Here is an 18,026-nt window from a genome sequence, read left to right on the forward strand (position 1 = left end):
TCCTGGCCGGTGCGGCGCACGACGAGCACGTGCTCGACGTTGTCCACGCGCTCGATCGCGTCGTCGACGGCCGGCTTGAGCGCGGACGGCTTGCCGCGGCGGTAGCCGCCGTCGGCGGTGATGACGACCTTGGCGTCGGCGTCCTGGATGCGGGTGGCGAGCGCGTCCGCCGAGAAGCCGCCGAAGACGACGGAGTGCACGGCGCCGATGCGGGCGCAGGCCAGCATCGCGACCGCGGTCTCGGGGATCATCGGCATGTAGACGGCGACCCGGTCGCCCTTGCGGACGCCCAGCTCCAGCAGGGCGTTCGCGGCCTTGGAGACCTCGTCCTTGAGCTCGGCGTAGGTGATGGCGCGGCTGTCACCGGGCTCGCCCTCGAAGTGGATCGCGACCCGGTCGCCGTGGCCGGCCTCGACGTGCCGGTCGACGCAGTTGTAGGCGACGTTGAGCGTGCCGTCCTTGAACCACTTGGCGAACGGCGGGTTCGACCAGTCCAGTGTCTCGGTCGGCTCGGTGGCCCAGGTCAGCCTCCGGGCCTGCTCGGCCCAGAAGCCGAGCCTGTCAGCCTTGGCCCGTTCGTACGCCTCCGCCGTGACATTGGCGTTCGCGGCCAGCTCGGCGGGGGGCGCGAACCTGCGCTCTTCCTTCAGCAGGTTGGCCAGGCTTTCGTTGCTCACGACATCTCCCTTTCTCAGGGTGTCCGTTGTGTCCCAGGCCACAGCTCACCAGACCGGGGGGCTCGATGACAAGGGTCGGCCGGAAATTGGTTTAGACCTGTTGTGAGTCTGTCCTGAACAGCTCTCGTTTCGGTCACGTACGCACCACCGCCATGGTTCACCCGGCGACATGGCGACGCATCTCACACCCGGCACATGAACCCGGCCCGCCGGAGCGGTGGTGCGCGGCCGGCCGAGCGGGTCGCGCACCACCGTGTGTCATGCCGGGCTGCGCAGGTCCCCGGCCGCCCCGACCCTGCCGAAGACGTCCTCCTCCTCTCGGGCGGAGAGCAGATACGCCTGCGCCTCGCCCACGTGGAAGTACATTCCGTGCAGTTCCAGGGTGCCCTTGCCGAGCGCCCGGCTCACGGCCTCGTGGGTCCGCAGATGCTCCAGCTGCTGCACGACGTTGGTCAGACACAGCTGCTCGACCGCGTCGGTCGGCTCCCGGCCGGCGATCCGGGCCCAGGGCCGCTCGTCGTCGGCCATCCGCTGCAGGCTGGGCAGCCCGTGCCGCAGCCACCGCTGGAGCGGGGTCCGCACGCCATCCGGCTCCGAGGCGAGGAGAGCCTGCATCGCCCCGCATCCGGAGTGCCCGCACACCGTGATCGAGCGCACCCCCAGGACGTCCACGGCGTACTCGATCGCCGCGGCCACGGAGTCGTCGCCGCTCTCGGCGCCGGGCAGCGGCACCAGATTGCCGACGTTGCGGACGACGAAGAGGTCGCCCGGACCGCTGGAGGTGATCATCGAGGTGACGAGTCGCGAGTCGGCGCAGGTGAGGAAGAGCTGCGACGGCCGCTGTCCTTCACGGGCGAGGCGGGACAGCTCGCTGCGTACCAGCGGCGCGGTGTTCCGCTGGAAGGCGCTGATCCCGCGTGCGAGTCGCTGTACGCCCGGTCCGGATGCGTCGGCCGGCTCGTCCGGATGGCCGCCGGGTGGCGCGGACGGCGGCCGCTCGCACTGGTGGTTGCGCCATGGCGTCCAGGGCCGGCAGCGGCACGCCGACGTCTCCGCGCGCCCCGGGCCTGCCCCGGATGCGGGAGATCCCAGCGAGGACAGCGCGATACGCGTCCCGGTGCGGCCGGTGAGATCGACCGTGCCGCCGTGCGTGAGGTGCGTTTTCTGCCAGTCCTGCAGGGACTCGTACGCCGCGTGGTCCATGAACGACCCGTCCAGCTCCACGACGGCGTCCGCGCCCGCGGGCACCTGGTGCAGCGCCCGGCTGAGCCGGGGCACCGCGAGGAACGTCAACTGCCCCCGTACGCGTACATGGTGGGCTCCTTCACTCTCCTCGTGGGTGATGCGGGTGTGGGCGAGGCGGTGCAGGGCGACGGCGACGGCCGCGGCCACCCCCAGTGCCACGCCCTCCAGGACTCCCAGGAAGACGACGCCGAGCGTGGTGACGGCGTACACCAGCACCTCTCGGTGGCGGGTGACCGTGCGGATGTGGTGCAGGGACACCATCTGGATGCCGACGGCCATCACCAGCGCGGCGAGCGAGGCGAGGGGGATCAGCTCCAGCACTGGGACCATCAGCAGCGCGGCCACCACCACCCACACGCCGTGCAGCATCGTGGAGTTCCTGCTGACGGCACCGGAGTGCACGTTCGCCGTACTGCGCACGGCGACGCCGGTGACAGGCAGCCCGCCGAGGGCGCCGGAGATCATATTGGCGGCGCCCTGGCCGCGCAGCTCCCGGTCGAGGTCCGGGCGGGGGAGGCGCACCGTGCCGCGGAGGGTGGCGAGCTTGTCGACGGCGACGGCGGAGAGCAGGGACTCGATACTGCCGACCAGCGTGATGGTGAGCACGGCGGTCGCGATACCGAGCACGGGGCCTTCGGGCAGCTGCGGCAGTGCGTGGCTGGACCAGGAGGGCAGATCCACCCGGGCCAGGTGCAGCCCCGCGAGTGAGGCCGCCGACGTGGCACCCACGACGGACACCAGGGCGGCCGGGACGCCGCGCAGGAGGCGCCCGGCCCGTCCGGGAAGCCGGGGCCAGATCAGCAGGAGGATCAGGGTGAGCGCGCTCACCGAGACGGCGGCGGGGTGGATGTGCGCCAACTGGGCGGGCAGCGCCCGGAGGTTGTCGAGGACGGCGCTCTGCGGGGTGCCGCCGAGCATGATGTGCAGTTGGGCGACGGCGATGGTGACGCCGATGCCCGCGAGCATGCCGTGCACGATGGCCGGGCTGACGGCCAGAGCCGTTCGCGCCACGCGCAGGCAGCCGAGGCACAGCTGGGCGAGCCCGGCGAGGACGGTGATCGCGCAGGTCGTGCGCCATCCGTAGCGGTGGATGAGGTCGGCGGTGACCACGGTGAGTCCGGCGGCGGGGCCGCTGACCTGGAGCGGGGAGCCGCCGAGCCGGCCGGCGACGAGCCCGCCGACGGCTGCTGCGACGAGACCGGCCTGGAGGGGGGCGTCGGTGGCGAGGGCGATTCCGAGGGACAGGGGGAGGGCGATCAGGAAGACCGCGATGGAGGCCGACAGGTCGGCGCCCGCGACGCGGAAGCGGCGGGGCCGGAGTGGCGGTGGGCTGTGGGGCTGGTGTGCGCGGTTGGTCCGAGTCGAGTCGGCGGCGCGGGCGGGGACGCAGGCAGACATGGTTCCCGTCTCCTTCTGTGCGGCGCGGTCGCGGAGGTGGTGGTCCCGGCCTGCGGGGCCGGGGTGGGTCGCGGCCGTGGGTCACGGCGAATAGCGGCGGGATATCCCAACACTCAGTAAATGAATCGTAATGCTGAGTAAAGCGAACGTATCGCAAAAGGCAGCAAACAGGTCAACGAATCATCCAAGGGGGTGAATTGGTAGTTTCATCGGCTTGTCGCATGAAATTTGGGCGAGGTTCTGTGTGACGTTGGTCCGACCGTGCGTGCCGCCGTGCAGGTACCCGGGTCTCAGGACGTACGGCGCCGTAGAACCCCTGGTCAGCGTGGTCCCGACCGGCGGAAGGAGAGGGAGGGAAGATGGCCGCAACCCCGAGGATCGCCGCGGGCGTCGCACTGGCCGCGGCCTGCGCCACGACGCTCGCCGGCTGCTCGGCCGGCACCACGGGGCCCAAGGGGGCCGCGAGGAAGGATCCGGGCGCTCCCGCGCCGGGGACCGCGCTCCGTCTGATCGGCGACGGCTCCACCGCGTACACCGGTGCCCAGCCGCATCTGCCCCGGCCCGAGCGGCTGAAACCCGGTCAGAGGCCGCCGCAGTTCGTCGTCTTCTCCTGGGACGGGGCCGGAGAGGACGGCCAGCGGTTGTTCTCCCGCTTCCGAACGGTGGCCAAGGCCAATGACGCGACGATGACGTACTTCCTCAGCGGTGTCTACCTGTTGCCGGAGGAGAAGCGCGACCTGTACCACCCGCCGCAGCACGCGCCCGGCCGGTCGGACATCGGCTTCAACGACGAGAGCGGCATCAGGGACACCCTCGATCAGCTGCGCCCGGCGTGGCTGGACGGCAACGAGATCGGTACGCACTTCAACGGCCACTTCTGCGGGAACGACGGCGGGGTCGGCCAGTGGTCGGTCGACGAGTGGAAGGACGAGATCGCCCAGGCTCGGGCCTTCGTGAAGTCCTGGAGGACCAACACCGGCCTGAAGCGGGAACCACCGCTGCCCTTCGACTACGACCAGGAGCTCGTCGGTGCCCGGACCCCCTGCCTCGAAGGACAGGAGAACTTCGTCAAGGCGGCCCGCGACCTGGGGTTCCGCTACGACACCTCCGGTGTCGCCCAGCAGGTCTGGCCGAAGAAGGCACAGGGGCTGTGGGACCTGTCGATGCAGCTCGTCCCCTTCCCGGGCCACTCCGAGGAACAGCTGGCCATGGATTACAACTTCATGGTCAACCAGTCGGGCACCCAGACCCAGGGCGACTCCGACAAGTTCGGCGAATGGGGCGACCAGATGCGCGACGCCCTGCTTCAGGGCTTCCGGCGGGCGTACGAAGGGAATCGTGCGCCCCTGGTCATCGGCAACCACTTCGAGTCCTGGAACGGCGGCACTTATATGCGTGCCGTGCAGGAGGTCGTCGAGAGCGTCTGCACCCGGCGGGAGGTGCGCTGTGTCTCCTTCCGTCAGCTCGTCGACTGGCTGGACGCACAGGACCCCCAGGTCCTGGGGAAGCTCCGCACGCTCGGGGTCGGCCAGGCCCCGGAGGAGGGCTGGGAGTCCTTCCTGACGGCCCGGCCCGCCCCGGCGCCGAGGGGCGTTCCGGGGGCGCCGCCGGCCGGCCCGTAGGGAATGGGGCGGGCGCCGAGGGGCTGCGATCGCCCACCGCCTGGAGCGAGCGGCCGTCGCCGTCGTCGCTGTTGCTGGGGCCCGTCCGTCATGTCGTTGGCCGGACGGGCGCCGGTCACACGGCGGCCGCCACGTCCTCGTCGAGGACGAATCCGGGGTCGACCTGGGCCGCCAGATCGACCCCCGTGCGCTCGTTGCCCCAACTGGTCGCGTTCTTCAGGTGGAAGTGCACCATCTGGCGTGTGTAGTGCGCCCAGTCGCGCAGTTCGTACGTGGCGTCGGCCGCAACCTGAAGGGCCCGCAGCGCGCTGCGGTTGGCGTCCTCCAGGAGGTCGAACCGGAGCGGGCGGCCCTTCTCCATGGAGCGCACCCAGTCGGAGTGCCCGACCGCCAGGAGCAGGTCGTCACCGACCTCGGCGCGCAGGAAGTCGATGTCGTCCTGGCCCTGCACCTTGTTGCCGACGACTCTCAGGACGACTCCGAAGTCGCGGGCGTACTGCCGGTACTGACGGTAGACCGAGACACCTTTGCGGGTCGGCTCGGCGACGAGGAACGTGATGTCGAAGCGGGTGAACAAGCCCGAGGCGAAGGAGTCGGAGCCCGCCGTCATGTCGACCACCACGTACTCGTCGCGGCCGTCCACCAGGTGGTTCAGATACAGCTCCACCGCTCCCGTCTTGGAGTGGTAGCAGGCGACCCCCAGGTCGGCGTCCGTGAAGGGGCCGGTGACCATCAGGCGGACGGCGCCGCCGTCGAGTCGCACCGGGTGCGCGCAGGCGTCGTAGACCGGATTGTCCTCCTGCACCCGCAGCAGCCGTGAGCCTTCTCCCGGAGGGGTGGTTTTGATCATCGTCTCGGCGGAGGTGATCCGCGGGTTGCTGCCGCGCAGGCAGTCCTTGATCAGCGGCAGCCGCTCGCCCATGGCGGGCAGTGCCGCGGCCTCGTCCTCGTCGAGCCCGAGCGCGGCTCCGAGGTGTTGGTTGATGTCGGCGTCAACGGCGACGACGGGCACCCCGGTGGCGGCGAGGTGGCGGATGAACAGGGACGACAGCGTTGTCTTGCCGCTGCCGCCCTTCCCGACGAAAGCAATTTTCATGTTCACCAAGGGTAGCCGCGTAATAGCTTTGAGTAACAGTGGGGCGTGAGGAAGACCACTCCTTCGAAGGAGGGGCGCCGAGATGCGTAGGGTCGTACTCATGAGTACGACAGGGGCGACCCCCGATCCGCTCGCGGCCCTGGGCTCGCTGCCCGGTGTGCCGGAGTCCGTGGAGTCCGTGCGCAAGGCGGTGGACCGGGTCTACGGGCACCGGATCATGCGGCGCCGCAGCAATGAGATCACCTCCGAGGCGGCGTTGCGCGGCGCCCGCGGTTCGGCGGCCCTGGCGGGCGCCGACTGGGCCCTGGAAGAGGTGCGCCGGCGAACCGACTTCAGCGGGGACGACGAGGCCCGCACGGTCGGCGCGGCGCTCCGGCTGACCGCCGAGGCGGGACAACTGCTGTCCGTCTGGAGGCAGTCACCCCTACGGGTGCTGGCGCGGCTGCATCTGGTGGCGGCCGCGGGCTCCGACCCCGGCGTGGGGCGTCCGCGTCAGGACGGCGAGCCCGTGGACGAGCCGCTGGTGGAACTGCCGCTTCCGGACGCGGCCGAGGTCTCGGGCCGCCTTGAGGGGCTGTCGCGGCTGATCATCGCGGGTGGCTCGGCTCCCGCGCTCGTGACCGCGGCCGTCGTGCACGGTGAACTGCTCGCCCTCCGCCCCTTCGGCTCCCACAACGGCCTCGTCGCGCGCGCGGCCGAACGCATCGTCCTCGTGGGCAGCGGCCTGGACCCGAAGGCGATCTGCCCCGCGGAGGTCGGTCACGCGGAGCTGGGCGGCGCGGCCTATGCCGCGGTCCTCGAAGGCTATGCGTCGGGAACTGCGGAGGGTGTGGCGGCATGGATCGCCCACTGCGCGAAGGCGGTCGAACTGGGGGTCCGCGAATCCACCGCGGTCTGTGAGGCGCTGCAGCGAGGGGCCGCGTAACTCCCGGGCGGAGGGCGCCTCCGACTCTCCGCATGATTGCGGCGGTACGAGGTCTCGTACCGCCGCTGGCATGTTCACCGGGTTACCAGGCGTCCTCGATGTGTCGCCCATCAGGCCGGGGACTTCTGCCCGTCGCCTGGTGCGGCTGGCCCGTAATCGACGGGTCGACGTCGCGTGGGTGCCCAGTGTTCATGCACGGTCCGCGGGGCCAAGGCGTCGTCAAGGCGATCCTTTCGGATGTCCTTTGGTCTCTCGGGCCTCAATGCCTTTCTACTCCTGGGCCGGGGCGAGCGGAAGCCCCGGTTGTGGTTCTTTCCCCATGGTCCCGAATGGGTGTGAAGCGGGCGCGAGTGGCCGTGCTCGTTCGGCTCGTACGCCGCTTCAGACGGCCGGCGTGCGGCGTCGGCTCGCGTACCAGACGAGTCCCGCGGTGGCCGCCGCCGCACCGATCGCGGCCGCGGCGACGAGCGCGGGCCGCGGTGGCGCGGACAGCCGCTGCTTCAGACGGACCGGACGGTGGAAGTCCAGGACCGGCCATCCGCGCGCGAGGGCCTCGCGGCGCAGCGCCCGGTCCGGGTTCACGGCGTGCGGATGGCCGACGGACTCCAGCATCGGCAGGTCGGTCACGGAGTCGCTGTAGGCGTAGCAGCGTGCGAGGTCGTACCCCTCGGAGGCGGCGAGTTCCCTGACCGCCTCCGCCTTCGTCGGCCCGTACGCGTAGTACTCCACCTCCCCCGTGAAGCAGCCGTCGTCGCCCACGACCATGCGGGTGGCGACCACCCGGTCCGCGCCGAGCATCTCGCCGATCGGCTCGACCACCTCGGCGCCCGACGTCGACACGATGACGACATCGCGCCCGGCGGTGTGGTGCTCCTCGATGAGGGAGGCGGCCTCGTCGTAGATGATCGGGTCGATCAGGTCGTGGAGCGTCTCGGCGACCATCTCCTTGACCTGCTGGACGTTCCACCCGCGGCACAGGGTGGACAGGTACTCGCGCATCCGCTCCATCTGGTCGTGGTCGGCGCCACCCGCCAGGAACAGGAACTGCGCATATGCGGTGCGCAGGACGGCCCTGCGGTTGATCAGTCCGCCTTGGTAGAAGGACTTACTGAAAGTGAGCGTGCTCGACTTCGCAATGACCGTCTTGTCCAGGTCAAAGAAGGCCGCTGTGCGGGGCAAGGAGTGGTTTTCCACGGCCCCGAGCATATGCGCCCACCATTCGGCGTAAGGTGGGGCGCGTGGGTTTGCCTGAGAAGGCTCTCGGGTACACCATGGAAGTCACGGATCGTTCGCGACCGTGCTAACCCGGCCCGACTCCTCCCCCCCCGAGTCGGCCGTGGGGACGACCCCCGCTCTCCCCCCCGGCGGGGGTCGTCGCATGTCCGGGTGGGTTTTCCTGATGTCTGCGGGGTTCTCAGGCCCTCAGTCGGCCTTCGCGGCCGCGGCTCCCCCGCACCCATGGGTGGATACGGAGAGTAGTCGCCATGCTGCTCTGCGGTAGGCGTCGGGGCCGCACCCTGATGAGTGACACCGATATTCACAACCGCTGAGTTGTCCACAGTTATCGACCAAGATCCACACGATTTCCGGGATCGCGGCACCGTGATTCCAGCGCCTCCACCGGCGGCGAGTTCATGACTGCTCCGGTTTGTCGGGTGCCTATGGCCGGTTTGTATCGGCCGTTCATATGGAGAGCGGTTGCCGGTTCTTCAGACGTCCGGGAAGCGCGGGGCCGCTGTGGCCCCGCGGACCGGGCCGAAGAAGCAGCGAAGGGGGCTGGAGATCGTGGCGGGAGCCATCACACAAGAAGGAGCGGCCGTCGCCGAGGGGCGGCGGAGCGGACCGCTGATCGTCACCGAGGACCCCGAACTCCTCGACGACCTGCTGCGCCTGTGCGCGGCCGCGGGCGCCAGACCGGAGGTCCATCCCGGGGTGCCCCGACACCGGGGCGGCTGGGAGGCGGCGCCGCTCGTCATCGTCGGCGACGACGCCACGCGCCGCGTGCGCGGGGCCGTGCGCAGGCGCGGAGTGGTGCTGGTCGGGCGGGATCAGGACGATCCCGGCGTCTGGCGGCGGGCCGTGGAGATCGGTGCCGACCATGTCCTGCTGCTGCCGGACGGTGAGCAGTGGCTGGTCGACCGCATCGCGGACGTGGCCGAGGGCGTCGGCAGGCCCGCACTCACCGTCGGGGTGATCGGCGGCCGCGGCGGGGCCGGAGCGTCCACGCTCGCCTGCGCCCTGGCCGTCACGTCGGCACGCCAGGGCAAGCGCACCCTGCTCGTCGACGCGGACCCGCTGGGCGGTGGGCTCGACGTGCTCCTCGGCGGAGAAGCCGCCGAGGGACTGCGCTGGCCGGCCTTCGCCGCATCCCGCGGCCGGGTCGGCGGCGGAGCCCTGGAGGAGTCCCTGCCCCGGCTGCACGAGTTGCGCGTACTGAGCTGGGACCGCGGTGACACCGTGGCCGTGCCGCCCGAGGCGGTCCGCGCGGTCCTCGCCGCGGCCCGGCGCCGCGGCGGCGCGGTCGTCGTCGACCTCCCGCGCCGCGTCGACGAGGGCGTCGCCGAGGCCCTCACGCAGGTGGACGTCGGAGTGCTGGTGATCCCCGCCGACCTGCGTGCCATCGCCGCCGCACGACGGGTGGCGGCGGCCGTGGGCATGGTCCTGGGCGACCTGCGCATCGCGGTACGGGGGCCGTATGCCCCCGGGCTCGACGACCGCGAGGTGGCACGGCTGCTGGACCTGCCGCTGGTCGGGGAAGTGCCCCACGAGACACCCCCGCCGGACGGCTCCGTGCCGCCCGGGGGAGCGGCGCGGGGGCCGCTCGCCCGGTTCTGCTCGGCCTTCTGGGAGCGGGCGTCGGCCGAGGCGGGTGACTGAGCCATGACCATGGACTGGAACGCGACGGCGAGGGCGGACCGCGGCGCGGGCCCCGCTCGTTCGCGGACGGGCGGGGAGCCCGGGAGCACGGCCGGTCCGGGCGCACCCATGCGGCTGCTGGACGGCGTGCGGCAGTGGCTGGCCGAGAGCGGGGCCGAGCCCACTCCCGCGCGCGTGGCGCAGGCTCTGCGGGAGCAGGGCCGGGTGCTCGGGGATGCGGAAGTACTGGGTGCGGCCCGGCAGTTGCGCTCGGAACTGGTCGGCAGCGGCCCCCTGGAGCCGTTGCTCGCCGACCCGTCCGTGACCGACGTCCTGGTGTCGGCACCGGACCGCGTTTGGGTGGACCGGGGCGGAGGACTGGAGCTGACGGGGGTGTCCTTTCCGGACGCCGCGGCCGTACGGCGCCTCGCCCAGCGGCTGGCCGCCGTGGCCGGGCGGCGGCTCGACGACGCCAGACCGTGGGCCGACGCCCGCCTGCCGGACGGCACACGGCTGCACGCGGTGCTGCCGCCTGTCGCGGTCGGCTGCACGTGCCTGTCCCTGCGGGTCGTACGGCCCCGGGCCTTCACCCTCGGCGAACTGGTGGCGGCGGGCACGGTGCCGCCGGGCGGGGACAGGGTGCTGCGGGCGCTGATCGCCTCCCGGCTCTCCTACGTGATCAGCGGCGGAACCGGTTCCGGCAAGACCACGCTCCTGAGCGCGCTGCTGGGGGCGGTCGGGTCGTCGGAACGCATCGTGCTGGCCGAGGACTCGGCGGAGCTGCGGCCCGAGCATCCCCACGTGGTGAGGCTGGAAGGGCGACCCGCGAACCAGGAGGGCGTGGGCCTGGTCGAGCTCCACGACCTGGTGCGGCAGGCGCTGCGGATGAGGCCGGACCGGCTCGTCGTCGGCGAGGTGCGCGGCCCCGAGGTGGTGTCCCTCCTGGCCGCGCTGAACACGGGCCATGAGGGCGGCTCGGGCACGCTCCACGCCAACGCGGCGGGCCAGGTGCCCGCACGGCTGGAGGCTCTGGGCACGGCGGCGGGCCTGGACCGGGCCGCGCTGCACAGCCAGCTGGCGGCCGCGCTGTCGGTGGTCCTCCATCTGGTGCGCGACCGGACGGGGCGGCGCCGTGTCGCGGAGGTGCATGTGCTGGAGCGGGACGCGTCGGGACTGGTGGTGACGGTGCCCGCGCTGCGCTGGGGCCCGGAGGCGTTCACACGCGAGCGGGGCTGGGAGCGGTTGCGCGAACTGCTCCGGGACGGGAGCGACGGACGCGAGGGGAGTGACCTTCTGTGACGGAGATCGGCCGGATGTCGGTGGGCGCGGGGCTGGTCTGTGCCGCCGTGGCTGCGTGGATGACGGGCCGTCCGAACGCGGCGGCGCGCCGCGCCCGGTTGCTGTGCGCGGGCGGTGGCGCGGCGGCAGGAGTCGGGCCGCCGCCCTGGGAGCGGGCCGTCGCACGGCTGCGGCGGTTGCCGGCCGAGTGGTGGTCCCTCGCCCTGGGCGTGCTGATCGCGGTGCTCGGCGCGTCCGTCCTGCCCCTGCTGGCCGGAGCCGTCGGCGTCCCCGCGCTGCGCAGGGTGCGACGGGCACGGGAGGTACGGCTGGCCCGGGACAGGCGCGGCGAGGCGGTGATCGCGCTGTGCGGGGCGCTCGCGGGCGAGGTCCGTGCGGGGCGCCAGCCGGGCGAGGCGCTGCTGCGCGCCGCACATGACTCGGGCGGACTCGGTGCGGCGCACGCGGCGGTGATGGCGGCGGCGCGCTTCGGCGGGGACGTACCGGGGGTGCTCGCGGACGCGGCGCGGCAGCCGGGGGCCGACGGGTTGTCGGGGCTCGCCGCCTGCTGGCGGGTGGCCGTGGACCGGGGCGCGGGCCTGGCGGCGGGGCTCGACCGGCTGGAGGCGGCCCTGCGCGCCGAACACGATCAACGGGCTGACCTGCGGGCCCAGTTGGCGGGCGCCCGGTCGACGGCCGTTCTGCTCGCGGGCCTGCCGGTCCTCGGTCTGCTCCTGGGCGGCGCACTCGGCGCCCGCCCGCTGCACGTCCTGCTGCACACCGGTGCGGGATCGGCCTGTCTTGCCGTCGGCGGCGTGCTGGAGGGCGCGGGGCTGTGGTGGGCGCTGCGGATCGTAAGGGAAGCGGAGGCGGCATGAACGCGGATCTTGTCCACAGGCTGGGGGTGCTGTGTGGAGCGGCGGCCCTGGGGTGGTCCGCGTGGATGCTCGCCATCGCCCGGCGCGAGCGCAGGACACGGCGTCGGCTGGGTGTGGTGCTGATGTCGGCCGTGGCGTCCGGGGGCCGGTCGTCTCGGCTGCGGCCCGCGCCGCCGCCCCGGTGGTGGGGCGCGAGGGCAGGGGAGGCGGTGCCCGGGCAGCGGGACCTCGCAGCGAGGGACGCCGTATCCGCGGGGCGGGGGATCGGGATGCGGCGGATCGGGGTGCGGGAGACCGGCGTGCAGCGGATCTGGGTGCGGCAGGCCGGAGGGCGGCGGCCCGGGAGACGGGACGCCGGGCGACGGTGGCTGCCGGTCGCCGGGGCACTGTGTGCCGGTTGGGTGGTGATCGGTGGGATCGGCGGGCTGGCGTTCGGGCTGATCGCCGGGGTCTGCCTGTCGCGGTGGAGCGTGCGGCGGGAGCCGGGCCGGCCCGCCCAGCGGTACGACGCTGCCGAGGCGGCCCGTCAACTTCCTCTGGCGGCCGACCTGCTGGCGGCGTGCGTCGCGGCGGGCGCGGGCCCCGTGTCGGCCGCCCGGGCGGTGGGCGAGGCGTTGGGGGGACCGGTCGGGGAGCGACTGGCCCGCGGTGCGGCCGAGGTGCGGCTCGGGAGCGAGCCGGTCGACGCCTGGCGGCGGCTCGCCGACCTCCCCGGCGCCGCGGCCCTGGCACGGCTCCTGGAACGGGCGGGTGACTCCGGCGTACCGGCCGCCGCGGCCGCCGGGCGCCTCGCGGCGGAGGCCCGCGCCGAGTGGGGACGCGCGGCGACGGCCCGGGCGCGCCGGGCGGGGGTCATGGTGACCGCTCCCGTGGGGCTGTGCTTCCTGCCCGCGTTCATCGCGGTCGGGGTGATGCCCGTGGTGATCGGGCTCGCGGGAGGGCTACTGGGGGGAGGCGACGGATGACGGCACCCGGTATGCGGTGAAGAACGTGAACCGGACGGCCCGGCCGAACGGACCGGGCCTCAGCATGACGAGAACCTCATGGGGGCTGAAATGGGCAAAGCAGTACGAGCACGAGCGGATGTACGAGCACGAGCACGAGCAGGAGGACGAGCACGAGCCCGGGCGTGTGCGCTGGTACGCCGGGTGCGGGGGCCGGCGCGCCGGGATGCGGGCATGGTCACGTCCGAGTACGCCATGGGGATCATCGCGGCCGTGGCGTTCGCGGCACTCCTCTACAAGGTGCTGACGAGCGGGCAGGTCAGCGCGGAGCTGCAGGCCATCGTGAAGCGGGCGCTCGATGTCCGCATGTGACATGGCGAGACGGCGCCCGGGAGGGGGACCCGGCCGGGACCGCGGGTTCGTGACGGCGGAGACCGCGGTCGTCCTGCCTGCCCTGGTGCTCTTCGCTACCGCACTGGTCTGGGCCCTGCTGGCCGCGTCGGCGCAGATTCAGTGTGTGGACGCGGCCCGCGCGGGGGCCAGGGCCGCCGCTCGGCAGGAGCCGCCCGGCGTGGTCCAGCGGGTGGCCCGGCAGGCCGCGCCGGACGGCGCGAGGGTCAAGGTGAGCCGGGAGGGCGACCTGGTCCACGTGGTGGTCGTCGCTCGGCCGCCGGGCCCGGACACGCTGCCTTTCCGACTGCGCCATGAGGCGGTGGCGTCGGCGGAGGACACGGTGGGGGTGAACGGATGAGCAGACGTGGGGGTGCCCTGCATGCGCACCTTGCGTTCCTGGAGGCTCGCGGGGATGCGGCCCGGTCGGACCGCGGCTCGGCGACCGTCTGGGTCGTGTGCGTGATCGGTGCCGTGTGCGCCGTGTTCGGGGCGCTGCTGGCCCAGGGGGAAGCCGTGCTGGTCCGCCATCGTGCGGCCGGCGCGGCCGACCTGGCGGCGCTCGCGGCCGCGGACCACTGGATGGAGGGAGGTGAGGCGGCGTGTGCCCGCGCGGGCCGCGTCGCGGCAGCGCAGGGCGGCCGGATCGTCCGGTGCGCCGTAGCGGGCGAGGTCGCGGACGTGACGGCGGCGGTGGTCTCCGGTCCGTTCACCGCCGGGGTCAGGGCGAGGGCGGGGCCGGTGCGGGCCGGGGTGCGCGAGGAGGCGGGGTCTCCGCCCGCTCCCTCGCCGAGGTCGAGGAGCAGGTGACCCGGCGCCGGATCCGCGGACTCAGCGGGCCGCCCCGCTCTCCTCGTCCGCCTCGCTCTCCTCCTCGGGTGCCCCCCGCAGCAGCACCGTGAGCAACCGCACCGCCCCTCTCTTGTGCAGCGGGTCGTTGCCGTTGCCGCACTTGGGGGACTGGATGCAGGACGGGCAGCCCGCCTCGCACTCGCAGGATGCGATGGCCTGGCGGGTGGCGGTCAGCCAGGAGCGGGCCGTGTGGAAGGCGCGCTCGGCGAAGCCCGCGCCGCCCGGGTGGCCGTCGTACACGAAGACCGTGGGCAGCAGGGTGTCCGGGTGGAGCGGGACGGAGACGCCGCCGATGTCCCAGCGGTCGCAGGTGGCGAAGAGCGGGAGCATGCCGATCGACGCGTGTTCGGCGGCGTGCAGGGCGCCGCCGAGGATCTCCGGGTTGATCCGGGCCTGGTCCAACTGGTCCTCCGTGACCGTCCACCACACGGCCCGGGTGCGCAGCGTACGCGGAGGGAGGTCGAGTTTCGTCTCGCCCATCACCTCACCGGTGATGAGACGCCGACGCAGAAAGGAGACGACCTGATTGGTGACCTCGACGGAGCCGTAGCACAGCCGACCCGCACCCCAGGGGACTTCGACGTCCGTCTCCAGGACGGAGACGGAGGTGGTGTCGCGGGCGACCGTCGAATACGGCGGACTGGCCTCCTCGACCAGGGCGACGTAGTCCTCCAGGTCGAGGGTCCGCACCAGATACGTGCGGCCCTGGTGCAGATGCACCGCTCCTTCGTGCACCGCCGTGTGCGCGGCGCCCGCGTCGACCGTGCCGAGCAGCCGCCCGGTCCCGGTCTCGACGACCTGGACGGGGCGCCCGCCCTCCCCGCGGATGTCCGTGAGGTCGGCGGCTCGTTCCCGGCGTGTCCAGTGCCAGGCCTTGGCCCGGCGTCGCAGCAGCTTCGCGCTCTCGAGCTGCGGCAGCAGTTCCGCGCAGGCGGGGCCGAACAGCTCGGCGTCCTCGTCCGTCAGCGGGAGCTCGGCAGCCGCCGCGCACAGGTGCGGGGCCAGGACGTACGGGTTGTCCGGGTCGAGGACCGTCGATTCCACCGGCTGGTCGAAGAGGGCCTCGGGATGGTGGACGAGGAAGGTGTCCAGCGGGTCGTCGCGGGCGACCAGGACCGCCAGGGCACCCTGCCCGGCGCGGCCGGCGCGGCCCGCCTGCTGCCACAGCGACGCCCGAGTCCCGGGATAGCCGGCGATCAGAACGGCGTCGAGGCCCGAGATGTCGATGCCGAGTTCCAGGGCGGTGGTGGCGGCGAGGCCGAGGAGTTCGCCGGAGTGCAGGGCGCGTTCGAGGGCGCGGCGCTCCTCGGGGAGGTAGCCGCCGCGGTACGCGGCCACACGCCGGGCCAGGGAGCGGTCGATCTCGGCCAGACGCTCCTGTGCGATCACCGAGATCAGCTCGGCGCCGCGGCGGGAGCGGACGAAGGCGACCGAGCGCACGCCCTGCAGGGCCAGGTCGGTCAGCAGCTCGGCGGTCTCGGCGGTGGCGGTGCGCCGGACCGGTGCGCCTTTCTCGCCGTGCAGCTCGGTGAGGGGAGGCTCCCAGAGGGCGAAGACCATCTCGCCGCGCGGGGACGCGTCGTCCGAGACCTCGGAGACCGGGAGGCCGGTGAGACGGCGGGCGGCCACCGAGGGCTCGGCGGCGGTCGCGGAGGCGAGCAGGAACACGGGCGAGGCACCGTAGCGGGCGCACAGCCGGCGTAGCCGGCGCAGCACCTGGGCGACGTGGGAGCCGAAGACGCCCCGGTAGGTGTGGCACTCGTCGATGACGACGTACTTCAGGGCGCGCAGGAAGGAGGACCAGCGGGGGTGCGAGGGCAATATGCCGCGGTGCAGCATGTCGGGGTTGGTGAGGACGTAGTTGGCGTACTGGCGCACCCATTCGCGTTCTTCCGGCGGCGTGTCGCCGTCGTACACGGCGGGGCGGATCGCCGTGCCCAGGGGCTGTGAAATTTCCTTCACGGATCGGCACTGATCCGCCGCGAGGGCCTTCGTCGGGGCGAGGTAGAGGGCGGTGGCACCGCGCCCGTTCGGCGCCTCGGAGCCCTCCAGCAGCCGCGACAGCACCGGTACGAGGTAGGCGAGCGACTTGCCCGAGGCCGTGCCCGTGGCGACGACCACCGAGTCGCCGTCGAGGGCGTGCTCGGCGGCCAGTGCCTGGTGGGCCCAGGGATGCTCGATGCCCGCGGTGTGCAGGGCGGCGATGACCTCCGGGCGGATCCGGTCCGGCCAGACGGCATGGCGGCCCCCGCGCGGGGGCAAGTGCTCCGTATGAGTGATGCGCGAAGCCCGGCTCGGCCCCGAGGCGAGCCGGTCCAGGACCGTTCCCGGCGAGGGGCGGGACGTGGGATCCGCCGAGGGTCGATCGGATCGGTGATTCTTGGCCATCGGCACCGAGTGTGTCACCGGTGTGACGGACAATGGGACCAAGGCGTCGTGCACGCCTGCCGGTAAGTGATTGAATGCCATCGCGGCTGGCGAACTGCCCCCGGGCGCTGCCGAGGTGTTCCGAGGGGCGACCGCTCGATAGCAAGGTGCTGGAGGATCCGTGGACCTGTCCCTGTCGACCCGTACCGTCGGCGATCGTACGGTCGTCGAGGTCGGTGGCGAAATCGACGTATATACCGCGCCCAAGCTGCGCGAGCAGCTGGTCGAGCTGGTGAACGACGGGAATTTCCACCTCGTCGTCGACATGGAGGGCGTGGACTTCCTCGACTCCACCGGGCTCGGCGTGCTCGTGGGCGGCCTGAAGCGTGTGCGTGCCCATGAGGGCTCCCTGCGTCTGGTGTGCAACCAGGAGCGCATTCTCAAGATCTTCCGCATCACCGGTCTCACCAAGGTGTTCCCCATCCACACCTCGGTCGAGGAAGCGGTGGCGGCCACCGACTGATCCCGCCGGGCCGCAGGGCCCGGACGGCAGAAGTAAGGCGGGGACCGGGCCCGGCGGCCCGGCCCCCTGACCGCACGCCCGAAGTTCCGAGGGGGATGCATGGCCACCGTTGAACTCCGCTTCAGCGCGCTGCCCGAGCACGTCCGGACCGCCCGGCTGGTGGCGGCCGCGGTGGCGCGTAGGGCCGGAGTGGAGGAGGCCGTACTCGACGAGGTCAGGCTCGCCGTCGGTGAGGCCTGCACCCGGGCCGTCGGACTGCACCAGAGCAACGGCATCTCGGCGCCGGTGCGGGTGCTGCTGACCGAGGAGGAGAAGCAGTTCTCCATCGAGGTCGGTGACGAGGCGCCGCACGCGGAGCCCGGGGCCCAGGCGCCCGGAGCCACCGGTGCCGGCGACGCGGACGCGGAGGCCGAGGAGGACGAGATGGGCCTCGCGGTCATCAGCGGCCTCGTCGACGACGTCGAGGTCACCGCCGGACGGGACGGCGGACGGATCAGGATGAGCTGGCCGACCACGCCGCCCGCCACGCTCCCGGCCTGAGCTGCCCGGCCGGCCTGACCTGCCTCACTGCAGCCCTCGTACGCTTTTCACTCCTCGTCCCCCCTGTGCGTTTCGTGCGGCTTCGAAGGGTCCTGCCTGTGCAGGACCCTTCTTCTTGTGCAGCCCACACCCGAATTCGTGAATTGCTTCACGATCAATCGCGCGATAATTTGATCAAGTGCTCATCGAGTCAATGGTTTTGGGGCATTACCACTTTCGGGTTCTGTGACTCGCGTGCGATCATTTGCTGAAGAGCACCTGAAGACCAATTCCGATTACCGCGGCCTGTTTTGATCAGGTTCCGCTCCCTACAATCCGTCCACATCTTGAGCTCAGCCCAAGCGTCAAGGAGGACGAATGGCGGGGCTTTCTACCCCTCATCAGTTTGATCACCCCACATCCCTCGCAGCCGCGGTACTGACCGACAGCAACCGC

Annotated in this window: 16 protein-coding genes; 11 read left to right on the forward strand and 5 right to left on the reverse strand. The window is 72.4% G+C overall.

Annotated features, from left to right (window positions below; all coding sequences use genetic code 11):
* Both ACFSL4_RS18340 and ACFSL4_RS18345 read right to left on the reverse strand, forming a co-directional pair.
* On the reverse strand, positions 1-719 hold a 719-nt coding region (locus tag ACFSL4_RS18340), incomplete at its 3' end, for an AMP-binding protein (RefSeq protein ID WP_381083882.1).
* A gap of 216 nt (positions 720-935) precedes the next feature.
* Positions 936-3,320 (reverse strand): SulP family inorganic anion transporter, encoded by a 2,385-nt coding sequence (locus ACFSL4_RS18345; RefSeq protein ID WP_381083884.1) that lies wholly within the window; start codon positions 3,318-3,320, stop codon positions 936-938.
* Between the two features lie 359 nt (positions 3,321-3,679).
* On the opposite strand from ACFSL4_RS18345, the gene ACFSL4_RS18350 reads away from it, so the two are divergent.
* A complete protein-coding gene (locus ACFSL4_RS18350; RefSeq protein ID WP_381083886.1) occupies positions 3,680-4,942 on the forward strand; it encodes a polysaccharide deacetylase family protein in 1,263 nt (420 codons plus the stop codon).
* Positions 4,943-5,057: 115 nt separating this feature from the next.
* On the opposite strand, the gene ACFSL4_RS18355 is transcribed toward ACFSL4_RS18350, so the two are convergent.
* Entirely contained in the window at positions 5,058-6,038 is a 981-nt protein-coding gene (locus ACFSL4_RS18355) for an ATP-binding protein (RefSeq protein ID WP_381083888.1), read from the reverse strand.
* 100 nt (positions 6,039-6,138) lie between these two features.
* On the opposite strand from ACFSL4_RS18355, the gene ACFSL4_RS18360 reads away from it, so the two are divergent.
* Complete coding sequence (locus tag ACFSL4_RS18360; protein ID WP_381083890.1) at positions 6,139-6,963, forward strand: Fic family protein; 825 nt, start codon at positions 6,139-6,141, stop codon at positions 6,961-6,963.
* A gap of 381 nt (positions 6,964-7,344) precedes the next feature.
* On the opposite strand, the gene ACFSL4_RS18365 is transcribed toward ACFSL4_RS18360, so the two are convergent.
* Positions 7,345-8,169 (reverse strand): HAD family hydrolase, encoded by an 825-nt coding sequence (locus ACFSL4_RS18365; protein ID WP_381083892.1) that lies wholly within the window; start codon positions 8,167-8,169, stop codon positions 7,345-7,347.
* Positions 8,170-8,748: 579 nt separating this feature from the next.
* Between ACFSL4_RS18365 and ssd the strand changes: the two genes are divergently transcribed.
* The 7 genes from ssd to ACFSL4_RS18400 all read left to right on the forward strand — a co-directional run bounded on the left by ssd (position 8,749) and on the right by ACFSL4_RS18400 (position 14,119).
* On the forward strand, positions 8,749-9,840 hold the full coding sequence (ssd, locus tag ACFSL4_RS18370; RefSeq protein WP_381084102.1) for a septum site-determining protein Ssd: 1,092 nt from the start codon (positions 8,749-8,751) through the stop codon (positions 9,838-9,840).
* A gap of 108 nt (positions 9,841-9,948) precedes the next feature.
* Positions 9,949-11,118 (forward strand): TadA family conjugal transfer-associated ATPase, encoded by a 1,170-nt coding sequence (locus ACFSL4_RS18375; RefSeq protein ID WP_381084104.1) that lies wholly within the window; start codon positions 9,949-9,951, stop codon positions 11,116-11,118.
* A 14-nt stretch (positions 11,119-11,132) separates the two neighbouring features.
* Positions 11,133-11,975, forward strand: coding sequence for a type II secretion system F family protein (locus ACFSL4_RS18380; protein ID WP_381084106.1), 843 nt, complete (start codon positions 11,133-11,135; stop codon positions 11,973-11,975).
* Positions 11,972-12,940 (forward strand): type II secretion system F family protein, encoded by a 969-nt coding sequence (locus ACFSL4_RS18385; RefSeq protein WP_381083894.1) that lies wholly within the window; start codon positions 11,972-11,974, stop codon positions 12,938-12,940. The genes ACFSL4_RS18380 and ACFSL4_RS18385 overlap by 4 nt, the downstream gene beginning before the upstream one ends.
* A gap of 90 nt (positions 12,941-13,030) precedes the next feature.
* Positions 13,031-13,291 (forward strand): DUF4244 domain-containing protein, encoded by a 261-nt coding sequence (locus ACFSL4_RS18390; RefSeq protein WP_381083896.1) that lies wholly within the window; start codon positions 13,031-13,033, stop codon positions 13,289-13,291.
* A 1-nt stretch (position 13,292) separates the two neighbouring features.
* Complete coding sequence (locus ACFSL4_RS18395) at positions 13,293-13,670, forward strand: TadE family type IV pilus minor pilin (RefSeq protein ID WP_381083898.1); 378 nt, start codon at positions 13,293-13,295, stop codon at positions 13,668-13,670.
* On the forward strand, positions 13,667-14,119 hold the full coding sequence (locus ACFSL4_RS18400) for an Rv3654c family TadE-like protein (RefSeq protein ID WP_381083900.1): 453 nt from the start codon (positions 13,667-13,669) through the stop codon (positions 14,117-14,119). Before ACFSL4_RS18395 ends, ACFSL4_RS18400 begins: the two co-directional genes overlap by 4 nt.
* Before the next feature lie 21 nt (positions 14,120-14,140).
* Here ACFSL4_RS18400 and ACFSL4_RS18405 read toward each other — a convergent pair whose 3' ends face one another.
* A complete protein-coding gene (locus ACFSL4_RS18405; RefSeq protein WP_381083902.1) occupies positions 14,141-16,630 on the reverse strand; it encodes a DEAD/DEAH box helicase in 2,490 nt (829 codons plus the stop codon).
* A 79-nt stretch (positions 16,631-16,709) separates the two neighbouring features.
* Here ACFSL4_RS18405 and bldG point away from each other — a divergent pair, with 79 nt between their 5' ends.
* Together bldG and ACFSL4_RS18415 are read left to right on the forward strand one after the other, a co-directional pair.
* The gene (bldG, locus tag ACFSL4_RS18410; RefSeq protein ID WP_010986038.1) at positions 16,710-17,051 is read left to right on the forward strand and encodes an anti-sigma factor antagonist BldG; all 342 of its coding nucleotides are present in this window, start codon (positions 16,710-16,712) and stop codon (positions 17,049-17,051) included.
* Positions 17,052-17,150: 99 nt separating this feature from the next.
* Positions 17,151-17,591 carry an ATP-binding protein gene (locus ACFSL4_RS18415; RefSeq protein ID WP_381083904.1) on the forward strand — a complete coding sequence of 147 codons (441 nt, stop codon included), beginning with the start codon at positions 17,151-17,153 and terminating at the stop codon, positions 17,589-17,591.
* The last annotated feature ends 435 nt before the right edge of the window (positions 17,592-18,026 follow it).

Origin of the sequence: Streptomyces caeni (genome assembly GCF_042678285.1) — a bacterium.
GTDB classification, from domain to species: Bacteria; Actinomycetota; Actinomycetes; order Streptomycetales; family Streptomycetaceae; genus Streptomyces; species Streptomyces caeni.